Here is a 17,306-nt window from a genome sequence, read left to right on the forward strand (position 1 = left end):
ACATGAACAGTAACTCCCTCCATATCGGTAAAGTGATCCTTGCCGGCGCAGGCCCCGGTGATCCTGAGCTGCTTACGCTCAAGACGCTGCGATATCTGCAACAGGCGGATGTCGTCATCGTCGACAGGCTGGTGAGCCCGGAGATCCTGACGGAATATGTCCGGCCATCGGCGCTGATCATCCCCGTCGGCAAGCAATGCAACAGCCAGGCCTCCACGCCGCAGCGGGTGATCAACCAGCTGCTGGTCACTCACGCCCTCGAAGGACGGCTGGTAGTGAGGCTCAAGGGCGGCGATGTTTCCATCTTCTCCAATGTACTGGACGAGCTGGAGACCCTGACCCGGCATGACATCCCTTACGAACTGGTTCCCGGGGTTACCGCGGCACTGGGCGCTGCCGCCTATGCCGGCATTCCCCTGACAGCCCGCGGGTATTCCACCGCCGTGCGATTTCTCACCGGCTGCCGGCCCGGCACCGATGCCGACTGGTGGCAGGACCTCGCCCGGACAGAAGACACGCTGGTGTTGTATATGTCATCGACGCCGCTGGATGAACTGGTTAGCCGGCTCGTGGAAGCCGGTATTGCGGCCGACCGCTGGGTAGCCGTGATCGAACAGGCGACGACTCCGATGCAACGCGTCAGCTCCTGGCCGGTACATGAATACCTGTCTGCCGCCGCGGGCAGCCACTATGCCTCGCCCGCCCTGGTCATTGTCGGCCGGGTCGCGGCCCTTCATTCCTCCTTCCAATGGCTAACCAACAGCCGGAGCAAGGAGCTCTATTTCCCACCGGTGCAACAACCGGTACAATCTCCAAAAAAGATAGCCGTATGCTGACGACACCGAAAATGACGCTGATGCAGGAACTGATTGCCGGATCTTCCCGCGAAGAGCTTATCTGGCTGAGTGGGTATTTAGCGGGAGTCGTCGCACAGGCTTCACCCGCGGCTGCAACCCAGCCCGCTCCTTCTGCCCAGCCTGTCGCCGCTGCCGCCGTTCTGCCAAAGATCACGATCGCGTATGGCACCGAGACCGGCAATGCGAAAAAGCTGGCGACGGATTTTGCCGCCCGCGCAAAAAAGAAAGGCATCCAGGCTAAGCTTGTTGGACTCGAACAATACCGGCTGGGCGATCTGGCAAAGGAAGAATATTTTTTTACGGTGATCAGCACCCAGGGCGATGGCGAGCCGCCTGCCGCGGCAAAAAAATTCTACGATCATATCCACCAGAACGAACTGAAGGTGGAAAGGCTCAAATTCGGCGTACTGGCGCTTGGCGACACCTCCTATCCCCTCTTCTGTAAAGCGGGCGAAGACGTCGATCAGCAGCTGCACAAGATCGGCGGTCAGCGCATCCTGTCCCTGCGCAAATGCGACACCGATTATGAAGTGGAAGCCGATGCCTGGATCGACTCCGTACTTCAGCAATTAAATAGCCCTGCCGCTGCCGGCCCCGCACCGGCGCCGGCTACCGTTACACCCCGGTCGACAGGCAAGAAAACCTGGGTCGCAACGGTACTGACCAATGTCAATCTGAACGACCGCGGCTCGGCCAAACAGACCCATCACCTGGAGATCGCGGCCGAAGGCGTCGAATATCTCCCCGGTGACTCCATCGGCATCGTCCCCGCCAATCCCGCGGTCCTCGTCGAATCCATCATCACCCTTACCGGCGCGGATGCGACAAGAGCCCTGCTTCACCGGTCCGAAGAGCATCCGCTGCATACCCTCCTGCACCGGAAACTGAACATCGTCTATCTCCCCGAACGCGTCGTCAGCAAATACGCCGGCATCGTCAAACAGGATATCCCCGAAACGAAGATCGGCCTGCTCGATCTGCTGAAGATCTATCCCGTAAAAGATATCGATCAGTTTCATGCCGTCGTAGGCATCCTCGAACCCATCGTACCGAGGCTGTATTCCATCTCCTCTTCACCCGAAGCGCATCCCGGAGAGATCCACCTCACGGTGGCGCGGGACAATTTTGCCGTCAACGGCGAGCTCAAATTTGGCCTCTGCTCCGACGGACTTTCCCAACTGAACCCGGGCGACCAGTTTGAGTTCTACGTCCACCACAACTCCCAGTTCCGGCTGCCGGCCGATGACAGCCCCCTGATCATGATCGGCCCGGGTACAGGCATCGCACCATTCCGTTCCTTTCTGGCGGAACGCGATAGCAAGGGTGCATCCGGCAAGAACTGGCTCTTCTTCGGCGACCAGCATTTCGTCAGCGACTTCCTCTATCAAACCGAGCTCCAGGACTGGGTGCAGACGGGTGTGCTCACGCATATCCACACCGCCTTCTCCCGTGACCAGCAGGAAAAGGTATATGTACAGCATAAGATGCAAAAACATGCTCAGGAACTGTATAACTGGCTGGAAAGCGGTGCACATGTCTACATCTGCGGCGCGAAAGAGCCGATGAGCGTCGACGTGGAGAATACCCTGCTGACCATCATCCGGCAGGAAGGCGGGAAAAGTGCCGCCCAGGCGGAAACCTATCTGGACGAATTAAAAGAATCGGGCCGTTTTGTAAAAGACGTTTATTAATCAGGATATGAGCGACACAAAGAATTTATCAGGAACCGAAAGGATCAAGCAAAAGAGCGACGGGCTGCGCGGCACCCTGAAGGAAAGCCTGCGGGATGAACTCACGGGGGCCATCGCGGAAGACGATCAGGCGCTGGTGAAATTTCACGGGATGTACCTGCAGGACGACCGCGATCGCCGCGAAGAACGGGCGGAAAAGAAACTGGAACGGCTGTATGCCTTCATGGTCCGGCTACGCGTCCCCGGCGGTTTTTTCACACCCGAACAATGGATCGCCACGCATCATGTGGCGGGCCAGCATTCCACCGGCGTCATCAAGATCACAACACGCCAGACCATCCAGCTGCACGGCATTCTGAAGAGCGTGGCCAAACCGACCATGGCCGCTTTCAATGCGGTGGCCCTGGACTCCATTGCCGCCTGCGGTGATGTGAACCGCAACGTCACCTGCAGCGCTAATCCCCTGCAATCGCCTATCCACGAACAAGTGCATGCCTATGCGCAAAAGATCAGTCTGTTCCTGCTGCCAAAGACAAAGGCCTGGTATGAGGTCTGGCTCGATCAGGAACGATTGACCGACAAATCCGAAGAGGAAGACCCGCTCTACCAGGACCGCTACCTGCCCCGCAAATTCAAGATCGGCATTGCCATTCCCCCCAATAACGACGTGGATGTCCTGACCAATGACCTGGGACTCATCGCCATCATCGAAGGCGGCGAGCTGAAGGGCTTTAATATCGCCATCGGCGGCGGCCTCGGCGCCACGCACGGTAATGCCGAGACCTATCCGCGGCTGGCATCGGTGATCGGCTTCGTACCTGCCGACGACCGGCTTTTCAAAGCCATCTATGAAGTCGTGACCATCCAGCGCGACTATGGCAACCGCAGCGACCGCAAACTGGCGAGGTTAAAATATACCCTCGACAAATACGGCGCCGACTGGTACCGGGAGAAACTGGAAGAACGGACCGGCTTTCCGCTGGAAGAAGCCCGGCCTTACCAGTTCAACGATCGTACGGAACAATATGGCTGGCAGCAGGACCACAAGGGTCTCTGGCATTATACACTTTTTGTGGAGAACGGCCGGGTTGTCGATGACGAAAAGATCGCGCTGAAGACCGCGCTGCTGGAAGTGGCAGAATCGGGAAAGGCCAATTTCCGGTTCACCGTCAACCAGAAGATCATCGTGGCCGATGTCCAGCAAAAAGATAAGGCCGCTGTCAATGACATTCTGAAAAAATATAAGCTCATCGAGCACACGGAGGCCGCCTCCGCGATCCGCAAAAATTCGATCGCCTGCGTCGCACTGCCCACCTGCGGACTGGCATTGGCGGAATCGCAGCGCTATCTGCCAACGCTGATCACGCATATCGAAGGACTGATGGCCGGCCACGAACTGAGCACCGAAGAGATCATCATCCGCATGACCGGCTGCCCCAACGGCTGCGGCCGGCCCTACGCCGCGGAGATCGGCTTTGTAGGCACGGCCCCGGGAAGGTACAATCTCTATCTGGCAGGTGACCATGAAGGCACCCGGCTCAACCGGCTCTACAAAGAGAATCTGGACGAGGCCGCAATCCTGAGAGATCTGGACCTGCTGTTCTGGCTTTATAAAAAAGAAAGGATCACCGGTGAACGCTTCGGGGACTTTGCCCTGCGGCAACGCTGGTACAAACAATAATTGTTATTCGGCCCGGCTGCAGCCGGGCCTATTTTAAAACCAATTACTCTACCAATTTAATAGACTAATACGCTTATGCAACGCCTAACTTTTCTGACCTTGTCCTTGCTCGCAGCCTTTGTCGTCCGGGCGCAGGATCCTTTCATCATCACCGGGAAGATCTACGACTCCAGCGCCCATGCGGTCCTCGCTTCCGCTTCCATCAAAGTAAAAGGAGCCTCCGCGGGCACCGTCTCGGCGGAGGACGGCAGCTTTCGGCTGAAGACAGCGCAGAAACTGCCCCTGACGCTGGTAGTCAGTTCGATCGGGTACAAACCCCAGGAATTCCAGGTCACGCAGAACGGCACCGATGGCATTGCGATCAACCTGAATACCCGCACCGTGCTCGTCGACCAGGTAGTCGTCACCGCCTCCCGGGTTTCGGAGAGCATCCTGCGGAGCCCCGTCACCATCGAAAAGCTGGACGTACAGTCTATAAAAGCGAGCCCCGCACCCACCTTCTACGACGCGCTGACCAATGTCAAAGGCGTGCAGATGACAACCCTCAGCCTGGGATACCAGGTTCCGAATACCCGGGGATTCGCCGGCACCACCAATTCGCGCTTTTTGCAGATGGTGGATGGCGTGGACAATATCTCGCCCGGCATCGGGGCGCCCGTCGCCAATGCAGTCGGCCCCAGCGAATTGGATATCGAGAGCGTCGAGCTGATCCCCGGCGCCGCCTCCGCCATCTATGGCCTCAACGCCATCAACGGCATCGCCAACCTGAAAACCAAATCACCCTTTCAATACGAAGGGCTAAGCGTCTATCTCAAACAGGGGGTCAACCACATCAACGACCCCGACCACGGCGCCGCACTGTATTCGGAATATGCGATCCGCTGGGCAAAGACACTGAGCCCGAAGTTCGCTTTCAAGGTCAATGCGGCCCATTCGCAGGGAATCGACTGGATCGCCAACAACCGGCACGATCAATATTTTGACGTGGGTAACAAGACCAACGCCTCCGTCGCGGGAGTCAACCCCGGCGCCGATCTCATCAACCGCTATGGCGATGAATACAACAGTGATATGAAGACCCTTACCCTGGCAGGGAAAAAATATGATGTCTCACGAACCGGTTACCTGGAAAAAGACCTGACCGATTATGCCGTCAGCAACAGTAAGGTCGACGCATCGCTGCATTATAAGCCCAACGGTTCCACCCAACTGTCCTACACCTATCGCACCGGCTGGGTCACCAACAACTACCAACGGGGCAACCGGGTCCGGCTCGATGGAGAACATATCCAGCAGCATGCGTTTGATCTGAAGGCCAGGGACTTTTCCGTAAAAGCGTATTACACGCTCGAGAACACCGGAAACAATTCCTTCAATTTCCGGCCGCTGGGGGAGAATATCGATATGGCCTTTAAAAAATCTCCCCAATGGTGGAATGACTATACCACGGGTTTCAACAATGCCTACAACAACACGGGCGCCTCCACCTTCCACGATGTCAACACTTCGCTCACCACCGCCCGGGACTTTGCCGATGCGGGCCGCTACCAGCCGGGAACAAAAGCCTTTGACAGCGTGCGCAACAGGATCATCCATACCAACAACTGGGATACCGTGGGCGCTCAGATGTTGCTGAAGTCCGCATTCGTACATGCGGAGGGACAATACGACTGGTCGAGGCTTATCCCCTTTGTTCAGATCCTCACGGGCGCCAACTACCGCAATTATATCGTCACTCCCGACGGCAACAACTATGTCAATCCCGGGGCCTGGAACGACGCCAAGCTGGCTCACGACAAGTTTCACTATTATACCTGGGGCGCGTTCGTACAGGCGACAAAGCAACTGGTCGATGAAAAGTTGAAGCTTACCGCTTCGGTCCGGGTAGACAAGACGCAGTATTTCGATCCGAAATGGAATCCGCGGGTGGCGCTCGTTTATTCCCCGGCGGTGCAGCATAATTTCCGGCTCTCCTTCCAAAACGGCTACCGCTTCCCCACCCTCTTCGAAGGTTTTGCCTATGTCAACAATGGAGGCGTACGCCGCCTTGGTGGGCTGCCACTGATCTCCAATCACCTGCAGGCCTTTGAGAATTCCTATATCAACAGCTCGGTGACGGCCTTCAAAAATGCGGTCAACGCCGACCAGAACACCGGCGGACTCAACCAAAACGCAGCCATCGAAAAGGAGGCCGGGCTGCTCACCCCAAGCACCTACAACTATATCCAGCCCGAACATATCAACTCCTTTGAAGCGGGCTATAAGGGGATGTGGCTGGACAATACGCTCTTCGTCGATGTCGACTATTATTTCAGCGCATACGATCATTTTATCGGTCAGCTCGATATCACCCAACCCAGGACGGGCACCATCGGCAGCACCGTCAATCTCAATACGGCCACGCAGATCTACAATGGAACGGTGACGAAATACAAGATGTGGACCAATTCGAAAAGCCGGGTTACCAACCAGGGGGTAGAAGTCGGGGTCAAGTACAATTTCTTTAAGAAATTCATCCTGACGGGCAATGCCAGTTATGCGGCCATCGTCAGCTCCGAGTCCACCGATGCCTTTACGCCGGCTTTCAATACTCCGTCCTGGATCACCAATGTCTCCATCGGCAACCGGGAGATCCTGCCCAATACAGGTTTTACCGTCGGCTGGCACTGGCAGAGCAAATTCTACTGGAACAGCCCGCTCGCCGCAGGAGAAGTGCCGGGATACGGAACTGTGGACGCGCAAGTGAACTATCGGCTGCCAAAATTGTTTAGTACACTAAAATTGGGGACTACTGATCTGTTCAATACGAGATATTTCCAGTATCTTGGTGGGCCAACGATCGGCGCCTTCTATTATTTCACCATCGTATTCGATACCAATCCGCGGAGATGAATAATCTATTCCCTGTATTCATAAAATTGGAACATCTCCGGCTTTTGATCGTCGGCGGGGGCAATGTGTGCCTGGAGAAGCTACAGGGAGTGCTGCAGAATTCTCCGGCAACGACCATTACCGTTGTTGCGCCGGTCATCGCCGGCCCGGTGCGCGACCTCGCAGCGCAGCATGCTAATATTCATCTGGTACAACGGCCCTATCAACGCACCGACCTCGAAGGCGCCGATATTGCCATCGTCGCCGTCGACGACCGAGCCGTCAGCGAAACCATCGCGCGTGACGCAAAAGAAGCAGGGATCCTCGTCAATGTCGCCGACACTCCCGACCTCTGTGATTTCTATCTCAGCTCGGTCATCCGCAAAGGAAATCTGAAGATCGCGATCTCCACGAACGGCAAGTCGCCGACCATCGCCAAACGATTAAAAGAGGAACTGGGCGGGATGATCCCCGATGAAATGGAAAGCGTGCTGAACAACATGCAGACCATCCGGCAGCGGCTGAACGGCGATTTCCCCGAGAAGGTCCGGCAGCTGAACGAGCTGACCAAGGTACTCGTCGCCAAGCAGGCCACACCCGAGATCCAACCCCGGCACAGCCGCTGGCAACAGATCGTGAAATGGTGTCTTTTCGCCTTTTGCTTTATGATCATCGGCCATGGACTGCTATCCTATATTCCTTTCACGGGAGTGATCGGGTTCTTCCGCGGACTTCCCCAGCGCTTTGACATCAATACATTTTTGATCATGGCGCTGGCCGGTTTCCTCGCGCAGATGGTCGACGGATCGATGGGCCTCGGCTACGGCACCATTTCCACCACGTTCCTGCTGGCCTATGGCGTCCCCCCGGCCATCGTGAGCAGCCGCGTCCATTCGGCACGCGTCTTCTCCAGCGGCGTCTCGGGATACAGTCATCACCGGTTTGGGAATATCAACAAAAAACTCTTCCGGGCCATCGTGATCCCGGGGATCATCGGCGCCGTCCTCGGAGCAGCCATGGCCTATTTCGGTCAGGGCTATTCGAAATACGTCCGCATCCCCCTGTCGGCCTACACGATCTATCTGGGTTATTATATCCTGCGAAAGGCATTTGCCAAACGAAACCCGAAGGACAAGGTGAAGGGGGCCGGCTGGCTGGCCTCCGCGGGCGGATTTACGGATGCCTTCGCCGGCGGCGGCTGGGGTACGCTCGTCACCAGCACGCTCATCTCCAAGCGGCGCAACCCCCGGTATGTGATCGGTTCGGTCTGTCTGGCGGAATTCTTTGTCGTATTGGCCAGTTCGATCACCTTCTTTATCCTGTTGAAAAGCATTCCCCTGGTAGATGTTGCCGGGATGATCCTCGGCGGAATGATCGCCGCCCCCATCGCGGCCCGTCTGGTGGGCAAATTGCCGGTAAAGACGATGTTCATCGCCGTCGGCTCCCTGGTGATCATCACCAGCTGCAGCACGCTCTGGAAGTCGATCCTGCTGATGATCCATCACTGATCCAACTGCCATCTCCCGCTTACGCTACAAGCAGGCTGCAACCCCGCATATCGCTGTTGTCCACGCGTCCCGCCACCTCGAAACGGCCATCCGGATAAATGCGGCCCACATCGTCCGTGGCCAGAAAGGCGCAGGACCAGCGATTGGCCAGATCGATAATATTGAGGATCCCTTCCCCTTCCGTGCGTACTTCCAGCGGATCGTCTTCCGTTCGCACCAGCATCCGCATCCACGGAGGACAGGTGAAAAGCCCCTGCCCCGGAGAATAGGCCTGGGACAGCAGTTCGGTCATGCCATACTCGGCATGGATACTTTCCACCCCGAGCCGCCGGATTAGAAAAGCATGCAGTTCCGCCCTCGTCAGTTCGCGGCGCCGGCCCTTCATCCCCCCGGTTTCCATGATGACCGTATGCCGCAGCGAGAACGAATATTTTTCGGCGAGGTCCAGCAGCGCGAAAGTCACGCCGATGAGCAGGGTCTTTTGACCCCGCGCCTCCAGTTCCAGCAACAGCCCGCGCAAGGCTTCGTGTTCATACAGGTAAAACCCGCTTTGTGGGTGCCCGCTGCCTTTTATCAGGTCGTCCACCATCACCACCAGCGAACTGCTTGATCTTTCCAGGTAGGAAGGAAGCAACCCGATGACACACCAATCCGTAATATTACCATAGAAGCGTTGGAATGCCGTCCGGAAGCTCTGCCGGTAGAGTTCCAGGTCCTTTATCTCATGACGGCTGGTCACCATCCCCGTGGTTCCGCTGCTGGTAAAGACGGTTTCGGGGGTGAAACCGGTAGTCTTTACGGCCTCCGTCTTGAAGAAGCTGACGGGCAGGAAGGGAATGTCCTCCAGCCGGGTGACGCCGGCCGGGTCGACCCCCAGGGTTTCCGTATACTTCCGGTAAAGCGGGTTATTCGCGAATTGAAACTGGAAAAGCCCAAGCGCCCGGGAGGTGAACTCCACCGGGGTCAAATTGTTAAAAAAGTTCAAATGCACCCTACAAAATTATCCCCTTTTCCTTAAAATTGGGTAGGTTTGTAGGCAAGAGCAACTAAATCCTTCAACATGAAGTCTGGCTATATCCTGGTATCCTCCGTATTGCTTTCGGCCCTCTGTATCGCAATCGGCTGTAGCAAGGGCAATTCCAGCGGCAAGCCCAAAATTTCCCTCGAATCCATCAACACACCCGTGGCCCACGACGACTCCATGCGGGCCCTGTTCAAAATAAGTAATTCCTCCAAACTGAGCAACGGCATGTTCGTCGCCATCCGCACCCGCATCAACCAGGTCCCCTTTCCCGTTACCGATTCGGCCGGCCTGGACACGTTCCCGGTACCGATCCCCGATTTCAACGGCAGTTCGAGCGGTGAGATCCGGTTCGCCCTTCCGGTCCAGGGTTTTCTCAGCGAATCTGCGAACCTGCACATGAACGATACTCTCATTTACAAGTTCTTTGTGCTGACCACCAACAACGTCTCCAGCGATACCATCTCTTCACCCAAGATCGTGATCGAAAATCCGTAACTTCGAGGCTCCATTAACGAAGCAGCGTGATCAGAAAGATCGTCGATTATTTTGTATTCAGCAGTCTTTATATAGCCTTATGCGCCGTGCTGATGGTTTGGCAAACCACCTGGCTGCTGCTGGGAACGTCGCCGCCGGGCCGGCTCCTCGGATTTGTATTCTTTGCCACCATGTGCAGCTACAACTTCCATTGGTATCTTACGCCCCGCTCGACCAGCCCTTCCCGTCGCGTCCAGTGGACCCACCGGCATAAAGCCCTTCATTTTGTCCTCTATCTCACCGGTGTTGTCGGCTCCGCCGTCTATTTCTTCTACCTGGCGCATTATTTTATCGCCCTTTTCGTCGGCGCCTTTCTCACCTTTTTGTATTCGGCGCCCAAACTCCCCCAACGGGCCTTCCGGCAGCTGCAGAAGATCGCCGTCGGGAAGACCCTCTTCCTCACCTTTGTATGGGTATATGTCACCACCGTGCTTCCCCTGATCATCGCCGGTACCCGGTGGCAGCCCCCCTTTATCCTGTTCACGGCCGGCCGGTTCTTCCTGATCTATGCCATCTGCATCATCTTTGATTACCGGGACCGGGAGGATGACCGGAACCAGGGGATCCGAAGCTTGATCACCCTGTTCAGCGAAAAAGGGATCGACGGGGTCTTTTGGGCTTCGCTGGCCGGCTTCTTCGGCTGTTATCTCGCCCTGGCCTTCTATCACTACCCTGCCTACCATATTTTCCTGCTGGTGATACCCGGTATCATCACCGGCTTCCTATACCGGGAGAGCAAACGCAATTTCTCTGACGACCTTTATTATATTGTCCTGGACGGCCTTATGATGTTTTCCGGGCTGCTGATGTTCATTTTTAGGATTTAAGTACATTTGCTGCCAATACGTAACTAATATTCATGGCAAAAATTGCGAAAAGCGGAGCTACGACACCATCCATCCTTACTTCCAGATCCTGGGAATTCCTGAAAAGATATATCGACAATCCGTCTCCTGTGGGTTTTGAGACCAGCGGCCAAAAGCTTTGGCTCGAGTATCTGAAACCCTATGTGGAAACATATTTTACCGATCCCTATGGTACGGCTGTGGGTATCGTCAACCCCGATGCGCCTTTTAAAGTGGTCATCGAGGCGCATGCCGACGAGATCAGCTGGTTCGTCAATTATATCAATCCGGAAGGTCTGATCTACCTCAAACGGAACGGCGGCGTCGATCACCAGATCGCCCCCGGCATGCGGGTGTTCATCCATGGGAAGAAAGGCCAGGTGCCCGCCGTTTTCGGCTGGCCCGCCATCCATACCCGGCTCGCCAATACCGACGCAAAAGAACCGACGCCAAAAGTGGACAGCCTCTTTCTCGACACGGGCGCCCGCAACAAGAAAGAAGTGGAAGACCTCGGTGTCCACATCGGCTCGGTAGTCACCTACCAGGACGGCTATGCCGAACTGGGCTATGACTATCTCATCGGCCGCGCCTTCGACAATCGCGTCGGCGGGTTCATGATCGCCGAAGTGGCGCGTCTGCTCAAAGAAAACAAGAAAAAACTGCCTTTTGGATTATATGTGGTGAATGCCGTTCAGGAAGAAGTGGGACTCCGCGGCGCGGAAATGATCGCCCGGCGGCTTCGCCCCAACATCGCGATCGTCACCGATGTCACCCATGACACTACCACGCCGATGATCAATAAAGCCATCGAAGGCGAGATCGCCTGCGGAAAAGGACCGTCCCTGGCTTTTGGCCCCGCGGTGCACAACAAATTGCTGGCCATCGTCCAGGAGACTGCGGAGAAGAACGGACTTCCGGCCCAGATGCGGGCGGTGTCCCGGAGCACGGGCACCGATACCGATTCCTTTGCCTATGCCAATGACGGCTGCCCCTCGGTGCTGATCTCCATTCCCCTGCGATATATGCATACGACAGTGGAAATGCTGCACAGAAGGGATGTCGAACAGACCATCCGGCTCATGTATGAAACTTTACTTACCTTAACCCCCAAAACCAATCTCAGCTATCTTTAAATTGTATAACTATGCTTCGTACTGATTGGACAATCGCCGAAATAAAAGAGATCTATAATACACCGCTGCTGGACCTCATCTACCGGGCAGCTACTGTTCACCGCGAATATAACGCCACCGGGGAAGTGCAGGTCTGCACGCTGCTTTCCATCAAGACAGGAGGCTGTCCCGAGGACTGCGCCTATTGTCCGCAGGCCGCGCGTTACAACACCGGCGTCAACGTACAGTCTTTAATGAAGAAGGAAGAAGTGCTGGAATATGCATCGAAGGCCAGGGCCGCCGGTTCGACCCGCTTTTGCATGGGCGCCGCCTGGCGCGAGGTCCGCGACAACAAGGACTTCGACCGGGTGATCGATATGGTCAAAGGAGTGAATGAGATGGGGATGGAAGTCTGCTGTACCCTTGGCATGCTAAACGAAGACCAGGCAAAAAAACTCGCCGATGCCGGTCTTTATGCCTACAACCATAACCTGGATACCTCTTCGGAATATTATAGCGAGATCATTTCGACCCGCACCTATGACGACCGGCTGAAGACCCTCGACAATGTCCGTAAAGCAGGGGTAACCGTCTGCTGCGGCGGGATTATCGGGCTTGGCGAAACACATGAAGACCGGATCGGGATGCTTCGTACGCTCTCTACTCTTCCCCAACATCCCGAAAGTGTGCCCATCAATGCCCTCGTTCGCGTAAAGGGGACTCCGCTTGAACATAACGACAAGGTGGATGTCTGGGACATGGTCCGCATGATCGCCACCGCCCGCATCCTCATGCCCGCCACCATGGTCCGGTTGAGTGCAGGCCGCGCCGAGATGAGCCAGGCGGAACAGGCGCTCTGCTTTATGGCAGGCGCCAACAGCATCTTCGCGGGTGAAAAGCTGCTCACCACGCCCAATCCCAGTTTTGAAGAGGACAACCTGATGTTCGACCTGCTGGGGCTCAAACCGCGGGTTGCATTCAAGGACGAGAAAGAGCTGGCGCAGGCTTGAGATGGCCCACCTCCTCGCAGATATAGGTCTTGCCGGCCATGACCTCGCCGATGGCGGTGATCATCTCCTGGCTGGGGGAATTCTTTGTGACAAAGCCATTGGCGCCGTTGCGCAGCATCTCATTGACATAGGACCGCTCCGCCTGGACGGAAACTCCGATGATCTTGATATGAGGGGAAAATTCACGAATACTCCGGGTGGCCTCCATCCCATTGACGGGATTCATATGGATATCCATTAACATGACATCGGGCTGCAGCCGTTGTGCCGCTTCAATGGCTTCCTGGCCATTGGCGCATTGGGCAATGACGCTGATCCCGGGGACCTGCCCGAGCACCCAGCTCCAGGCTTCACGGACATGGAAATGATCGTCGACGATGATTAATTTGATCATGAAAGGTATTTTCTCACGTTTCCAAAATTAGGACTTCGGAAATAAAAAAAACGCAAACCGATCAAATCCTCCATCGATTACCCAGTTTCCATTAATAAAAAGGGGCCTAACGCATGCGTTAGGCCCCCAACCCTTAAAACAACCAACATGAAAATCTACCTTAATAACATTTCATGGGCTGTTTGTGTTCATTATACCAGCGCAAGTTCCAGCACCTGCTGCATAGTTTTAACAAAATTGAATTTAAGTCCCTTGATAAAGGCGGAATCGATCTCCTGTACATCTTTTTCGTTCTGCCAGCAAAGGATCACTTCCTTTAAGCCCGCCCGCCTCGCCGCCAGGATCTTTTCCTTGATCCCCCCGACGGGCAAGACCTGTCCGCGCAAAGTGATCTCTCCTGTCATGGCCAGATAGGGTTTTACCCGCTTGCCGGTGAACGCAGAAGCCATCGCGGTCATCATCGTCACCCCGGCGCTGGGCCCATCCTTGGGCACTGCGCCCTCGGGCAAATGCACGTGAACCGTTTTCTTGCTGAAGGCCTCGCTGTCGATATCGTATTTGCGGGCATTCGACTGCAGATAGGTAAACGCGGTCGCCGCGCTTTCCTTCATCACATTGCCGAGATTACCCGTCAGTTTCAGTTCTCCCTTGCCTTCGCTGAGACTGGTCTCCACGAACAGGATATCGCCCCCTACATAGGTCCAGGCCAACCCTACGGCCACCCCCGGCATATTCGCCACCTTATAGAGATCGTTGCTGTACCTCGACCGGCCAAGGACCTTTTCGATATCGGCCTGCGTCAACTGGGATTTGAGCTTCCCTTTCATGGCAAATTCCTTCGCCTGGTAACGCATGATCGACGCCAGCTGCCGGTCCAGTTCCCGGACCCCGCTTTCCCGCGTGTAGTCCTGGATCACCTTCTCCAGCACCTTGTCGGCGATCTTGAAACTAAGCGGCTTCAACCCATGAGCATCCTTTTGTTTAGGTACGAGGTGACGCCTCGCGATCTCGATCTTCTCCTCCACGGCATACCCGCTGAGATCGATGATCTCCAGCCGGTCGCGCAGCGCCGGTGGAATGGCGTTTATATCGTTGGCCGTCGCGACGAAAAGAACCTTGCTCAGATCGTATTCCATCTCCAGATAATTATCATAAAAAGTATGATTCTGTTCCGGGTCCAGCACTTCCAGCAGCGCGGAGCTCGGGTCGCCCCGGAAATCGCTGCCCGTCTTATCGATCTCATCGAGGATCATCACGGGATTCGACGACTTGATCTTCCGCAGGGATTGCAGGATCCGTCCCGGCATCGCCCCGATATAGGTCTTGCGATGACCGCGGATCTCGCTTTCGTCATGCAACCCGCCAAGCGAGATGCGAACGTACTTCCTGCCGATGGCATTGGCGATGCTGCGGCCAAGCGAGGTCTTGCCGATACCCGGAGGGCCCATGAAACAAAGGATCGGACTCTTCATGTCTCCCTTCAGCTTGAGTACGGCAAGATATTCGAGGATCCGTTCCTTCACCTTGTCCATCCCATAGTGATCGTGGTCCAGGATCTTTTTTGCTTTTTTCAGATCATAGGAGTCTGCCGTATAGTCGTCCCATGGCAATTCCAGCATCAGATCGAGATGATTATATACGACCGAATAATCCGGGGTGCTGGGATGCATACGTTCCAGCCGTTCGATCCCCTTGCGGAAAAGATCGCGCGCCGCCGCCGGCCATTTCTTGCCTTCGGCCTTCTTCTGCATCTCCTTCACCTCCCGCTCATTCGTATCACCGCCCAGTTCATCCTTGATGCTCTTCAACTGCTGCTGCAAAAAATATTCGCGCTGCTGTTTGTCGAGCTCGGTCTTCGTCCGGTTGGTGAGTTTATTCTTCAACTCCGCAAACTGCAATTCCCGTTGCAACAGCTGCATCAGCAGGTCTGCCCTGGATTTGATATGATGGATCTCGAGGAGTTGCTGCTTTTCGTGCAGCTCGGTATTGAGATTGCTGGAAATAAAATGGATCAGGAAGGAAGGGTTCTCGATATTCTTCAGGATGATGGAAGCCTCCGAAGGAATATTCGGTGACAGCTGGATGATCTGCGCGGCCAGGTCCTTGATATTGGACACATAGGCTTCGAAATCCTGCTCCTTCGGCGCTTCTTCTTCCTGCAATAACACCACCTGCGCCTTGAAATAAGGATCTTCGGCCGTCACCGCCCCCACCTTGAAACGCCGTTTACCCTGTAGGATAACCGTAGTTCCGCCATCGGGCATCTTTATCAGCTTGATGATCCTGGCCACCGTACCGACATCTTCGAGATCGGTAACCGTCGGATCTTCCACCGTACTGTCTTTCTGCGCCAGCACACCGATGAGCTTGTCGCTCTTATAGGCATCGTTGACAGCCTTGATGCTCTTATCCCGGCCCACCGTGATCGGGAGGACGACGCCGGGAAAAAGTACCGTATTGCGCAGAGGAAGTACCGGAAGTTCTTTGGGGATCTCGATATCGTTCAGTCCTTCATTGTCCGTTTCATTCAAGGGTATGATGGGCATAAAATCCAGATCATCTTCCGCTCTCATGAATAAGTTCTCTTTCAATTTCTTCTATTTAGTGACAAAATAGCACCTGTAATGGAAAAATCCTACTCTTTTATGGACGAAATATATAGGGGACAATATTGATGCCACAACAAAATTACGACAAATATAGCCCCTCTATCCCCCGGCGCAAAACAAAACCCTCCTGTTTTGTCAGGAGGGTTGTCCTATCGCGGTAAATTTTAACAGAAATAAGCTGCGGATGCAGCATAGCTAGAAGATGCGAAAACCCGCATACAGTTGCCAGCCCTGATTCTTCCAGGAATTCTGATCATCCACATCGTTGATGTTGTTCAATCCGATGACATACCGGGCGCCGACCTTGATGCTGGCTAAGTTCAGTTGCGCGCCGCCAACCATCGAAAAGTCTCCTTTTTTAAACGCGTCTTTGGCATTGTTGACAAGATGCTCGTCCTGGTTCAGCAGGATACCGAACTGCGGCCCCACCAGGATGCTCAACAGCGGGATCGGCCGGATGCTGAGCAGGACGGGAATGCTGAGATAATTCAGTTTGCCTTTGTAGTTGTCGAGACCGCCGCTGTACACCTGACTGAATTGGGTACCGGTGCGAAAATTCGTCTGATTGAATAAAAGTTCGGGTTGGAGACCGATATTGGGCGTAAAGTTGATCTCCGAAAAAGCCCCGACATTATATCCGAACTTGAACTCCGAACTGTACGCCTGGCCGTCTACCTTGAACAGATTGGCGCCGGCTTTGATGCCGAGATGAAAACCCTGCGCCTGGCTATGGAGCATGGCTAACACAAGCGCTACGGATAATACGAATGCGTTCCTCTTCATGATGGTTTGTTTTTGTGTAATGGAATGGATTGCATGTATTATTTCAACTTATATGCCAGTGTTTTTAGGGTAATTGTTTCTACAAACCAGATGAAGGGAATTATTTTTTCTTGCTCAGTTTAAAATCTCCCAGCTGATAGCCGACATAGAACTGGAACCCGTATTGACGCCAGGTGTCCGTCGTGCGGAAGCAAATATTGTTCAGACCCGCCGTGTACCGCAGCCCAACGATCACCTTGTTAAGGTTGATCTGCCCGCCCCAGACGATGGAGAGGTCGTTACGGTTAAAGGCCTTTCTATTCTGGTCGTTTGGACTCTGTAACAGGCCCTCTGTCTGGGTCACGAGAAAGCCGTATTGCGGACCGACAAGGATCGACAGCCAGGAGT

14 protein-coding genes are annotated in these 17,306 nt (G+C 55.0%); 9 read left to right on the forward strand and 5 right to left on the reverse strand.

Annotated elements, in window-relative coordinates; all coding sequences use genetic code 11:
• The first annotated feature begins 2 nt into the window (after window positions 1-2).
• The 5 genes from cobA (at window position 3) to VGM48_RS10795 (ending at window position 8,608) form a co-directional block, all read left to right on the forward strand.
• Window positions 3-836: a uroporphyrinogen-III C-methyltransferase gene (gene cobA / locus VGM48_RS10775; protein ID WP_331578884.1), complete on the forward strand. Its 834-nt coding sequence runs from the start codon at window positions 3-5 to the stop codon at window positions 834-836.
• Window positions 830-2,548, forward strand: a complete 1,719-nt coding sequence (locus tag VGM48_RS10780; protein ID WP_331578886.1) for a diflavin oxidoreductase — start codon at window positions 830-832, stop codon at window positions 2,546-2,548. The genes cobA and VGM48_RS10780 overlap by 7 nt, the downstream gene beginning before the upstream one ends.
• A gap of 7 nt (window positions 2,549-2,555) precedes the next feature.
• Window positions 2,556-4,229 carry an NADPH-dependent assimilatory sulfite reductase hemoprotein subunit gene (locus VGM48_RS10785; protein ID WP_331578888.1) on the forward strand — a complete coding sequence of 558 codons (1,674 nt, stop codon included), beginning with the start codon at window positions 2,556-2,558 and terminating at the stop codon, window positions 4,227-4,229.
• Between the two features lie 75 nt (window positions 4,230-4,304).
• Complete coding sequence (locus VGM48_RS10790; protein WP_331578890.1) at window positions 4,305-7,121, forward strand: TonB-dependent receptor; 2,817 nt, start codon at window positions 4,305-4,307, stop codon at window positions 7,119-7,121.
• Complete coding sequence (locus VGM48_RS10795; RefSeq protein ID WP_331578892.1) at window positions 7,118-8,608, forward strand: TSUP family transporter; 1,491 nt, start codon at window positions 7,118-7,120, stop codon at window positions 8,606-8,608. Before VGM48_RS10790 ends, VGM48_RS10795 begins: the two co-directional genes overlap by 4 nt.
• Before the next feature lie 19 nt (window positions 8,609-8,627).
• Here the strand turns inward: VGM48_RS10795 and VGM48_RS10800 are convergent, their stop codons facing one another.
• Entirely contained in the window at window positions 8,628-9,599 is a 972-nt protein-coding gene (locus VGM48_RS10800; protein ID WP_331578894.1) for an acyl transferase, read from the reverse strand.
• A gap of 69 nt (window positions 9,600-9,668) precedes the next feature.
• Between VGM48_RS10800 and VGM48_RS10805 the strand changes: the two genes are divergently transcribed.
• Genes VGM48_RS10805 through bioB form a run of 4 tightly spaced genes read left to right on the forward strand, consistent with a single transcriptional unit; the run spans window position 9,669 to window position 13,133 of the window.
• Complete coding sequence (locus VGM48_RS10805) at window positions 9,669-10,127, forward strand: hypothetical protein (RefSeq protein ID WP_331578896.1); 459 nt, start codon at window positions 9,669-9,671, stop codon at window positions 10,125-10,127.
• 26 nt (window positions 10,128-10,153) lie between these two features.
• Window positions 10,154-10,993, forward strand: a complete 840-nt coding sequence (locus tag VGM48_RS10810) for a UbiA family prenyltransferase (RefSeq protein WP_331578898.1) — start codon at window positions 10,154-10,156, stop codon at window positions 10,991-10,993.
• A 32-nt stretch (window positions 10,994-11,025) separates the two neighbouring features.
• Entirely contained in the window at window positions 11,026-12,144 is a 1,119-nt protein-coding gene (locus VGM48_RS10815) for a M20/M25/M40 family metallo-hydrolase (protein WP_331578900.1), read from the forward strand.
• Window positions 12,145-12,155: 11 nt separating this feature from the next.
• Window positions 12,156-13,133, forward strand: coding sequence for a biotin synthase BioB (bioB, locus tag VGM48_RS10820; protein WP_331578902.1), 978 nt, complete (start codon window positions 12,156-12,158; stop codon window positions 13,131-13,133).
• Here the strand turns inward: bioB and VGM48_RS10825 are convergent.
• The 4 genes from VGM48_RS10825 to VGM48_RS10840 all read right to left on the reverse strand — a co-directional run.
• Entirely contained in the window at window positions 13,102-13,527 is a 426-nt protein-coding gene (locus tag VGM48_RS10825) for a response regulator transcription factor (RefSeq protein ID WP_331578904.1), read from the reverse strand. The genes bioB and VGM48_RS10825 overlap by 32 nt on opposite strands.
• A 191-nt stretch (window positions 13,528-13,718) precedes the next feature.
• Window positions 13,719-16,118, reverse strand: a complete 2,400-nt coding sequence (lon, locus tag VGM48_RS10830; RefSeq protein ID WP_331578906.1) for an endopeptidase La — start codon at window positions 16,116-16,118, stop codon at window positions 13,719-13,721.
• 213 nt (window positions 16,119-16,331) lie between these two features.
• Window positions 16,332-16,919, reverse strand: a complete 588-nt coding sequence (locus VGM48_RS10835) for a porin family protein (RefSeq protein WP_331578908.1) — start codon at window positions 16,917-16,919, stop codon at window positions 16,332-16,334.
• A 100-nt stretch (window positions 16,920-17,019) separates the two neighbouring features.
• Window positions 17,020-17,306: hypothetical protein (locus VGM48_RS10840; protein WP_331578909.1), on the reverse strand; the 287-nt coding region annotated here is incomplete at its 5' end.

Origin of the sequence: Puia sp., assembly GCF_036500295.1 — a bacterium.
In the GTDB taxonomy this organism is placed as follows: Bacteria; Bacteroidota; Bacteroidia; order Chitinophagales; family Chitinophagaceae; genus Puia.

Excerpts from the sequence above, each read along its gene's own strand:
- cobA (WP_331578884.1), top strand. The coding sequence starts at position 3 with ATGAACAGTAACTCCCTCCATATCGGTAAAGTGATCCTTGCCGGCGCA.
- VGM48_RS10780 (WP_331578886.1), top strand. The coding sequence starts at position 830 with ATGCTGACGACACCGAAAATGACGCTGATGCAGGAACTGATTGCCGGA.
- VGM48_RS10785 (WP_331578888.1), top strand. The coding sequence starts at position 2,556 with ATGAGCGACACAAAGAATTTATCAGGAACCGAAAGGATCAAGCAAAAG.
- VGM48_RS10790 (WP_331578890.1), top strand. The coding sequence starts at position 4,305 with ATGCAACGCCTAACTTTTCTGACCTTGTCCTTGCTCGCAGCCTTTGTC.
- VGM48_RS10795 (WP_331578892.1), top strand. The coding sequence starts at position 7,118 with ATGAATAATCTATTCCCTGTATTCATAAAATTGGAACATCTCCGGCTT.
- VGM48_RS10805 (WP_331578896.1), top strand. The coding sequence starts at position 9,669 with ATGAAGTCTGGCTATATCCTGGTATCCTCCGTATTGCTTTCGGCCCTC.
- VGM48_RS10815 (WP_331578900.1), top strand. The coding sequence starts at position 11,026 with ATGGCAAAAATTGCGAAAAGCGGAGCTACGACACCATCCATCCTTACT.
- bioB (WP_331578902.1), top strand. The coding sequence starts at position 12,156 with ATGCTTCGTACTGATTGGACAATCGCCGAAATAAAAGAGATCTATAAT.
- VGM48_RS10825 (WP_331578904.1), bottom strand. The coding sequence starts at position 13,527 with ATGATCAAATTAATCATCGTCGACGATCATTTCCATGTCCGTGAAGCC.
- VGM48_RS10835 (WP_331578908.1), bottom strand. The coding sequence starts at position 16,919 with ATGAAGAGGAACGCATTCGTATTATCCGTAGCGCTTGTGTTAGCCATG.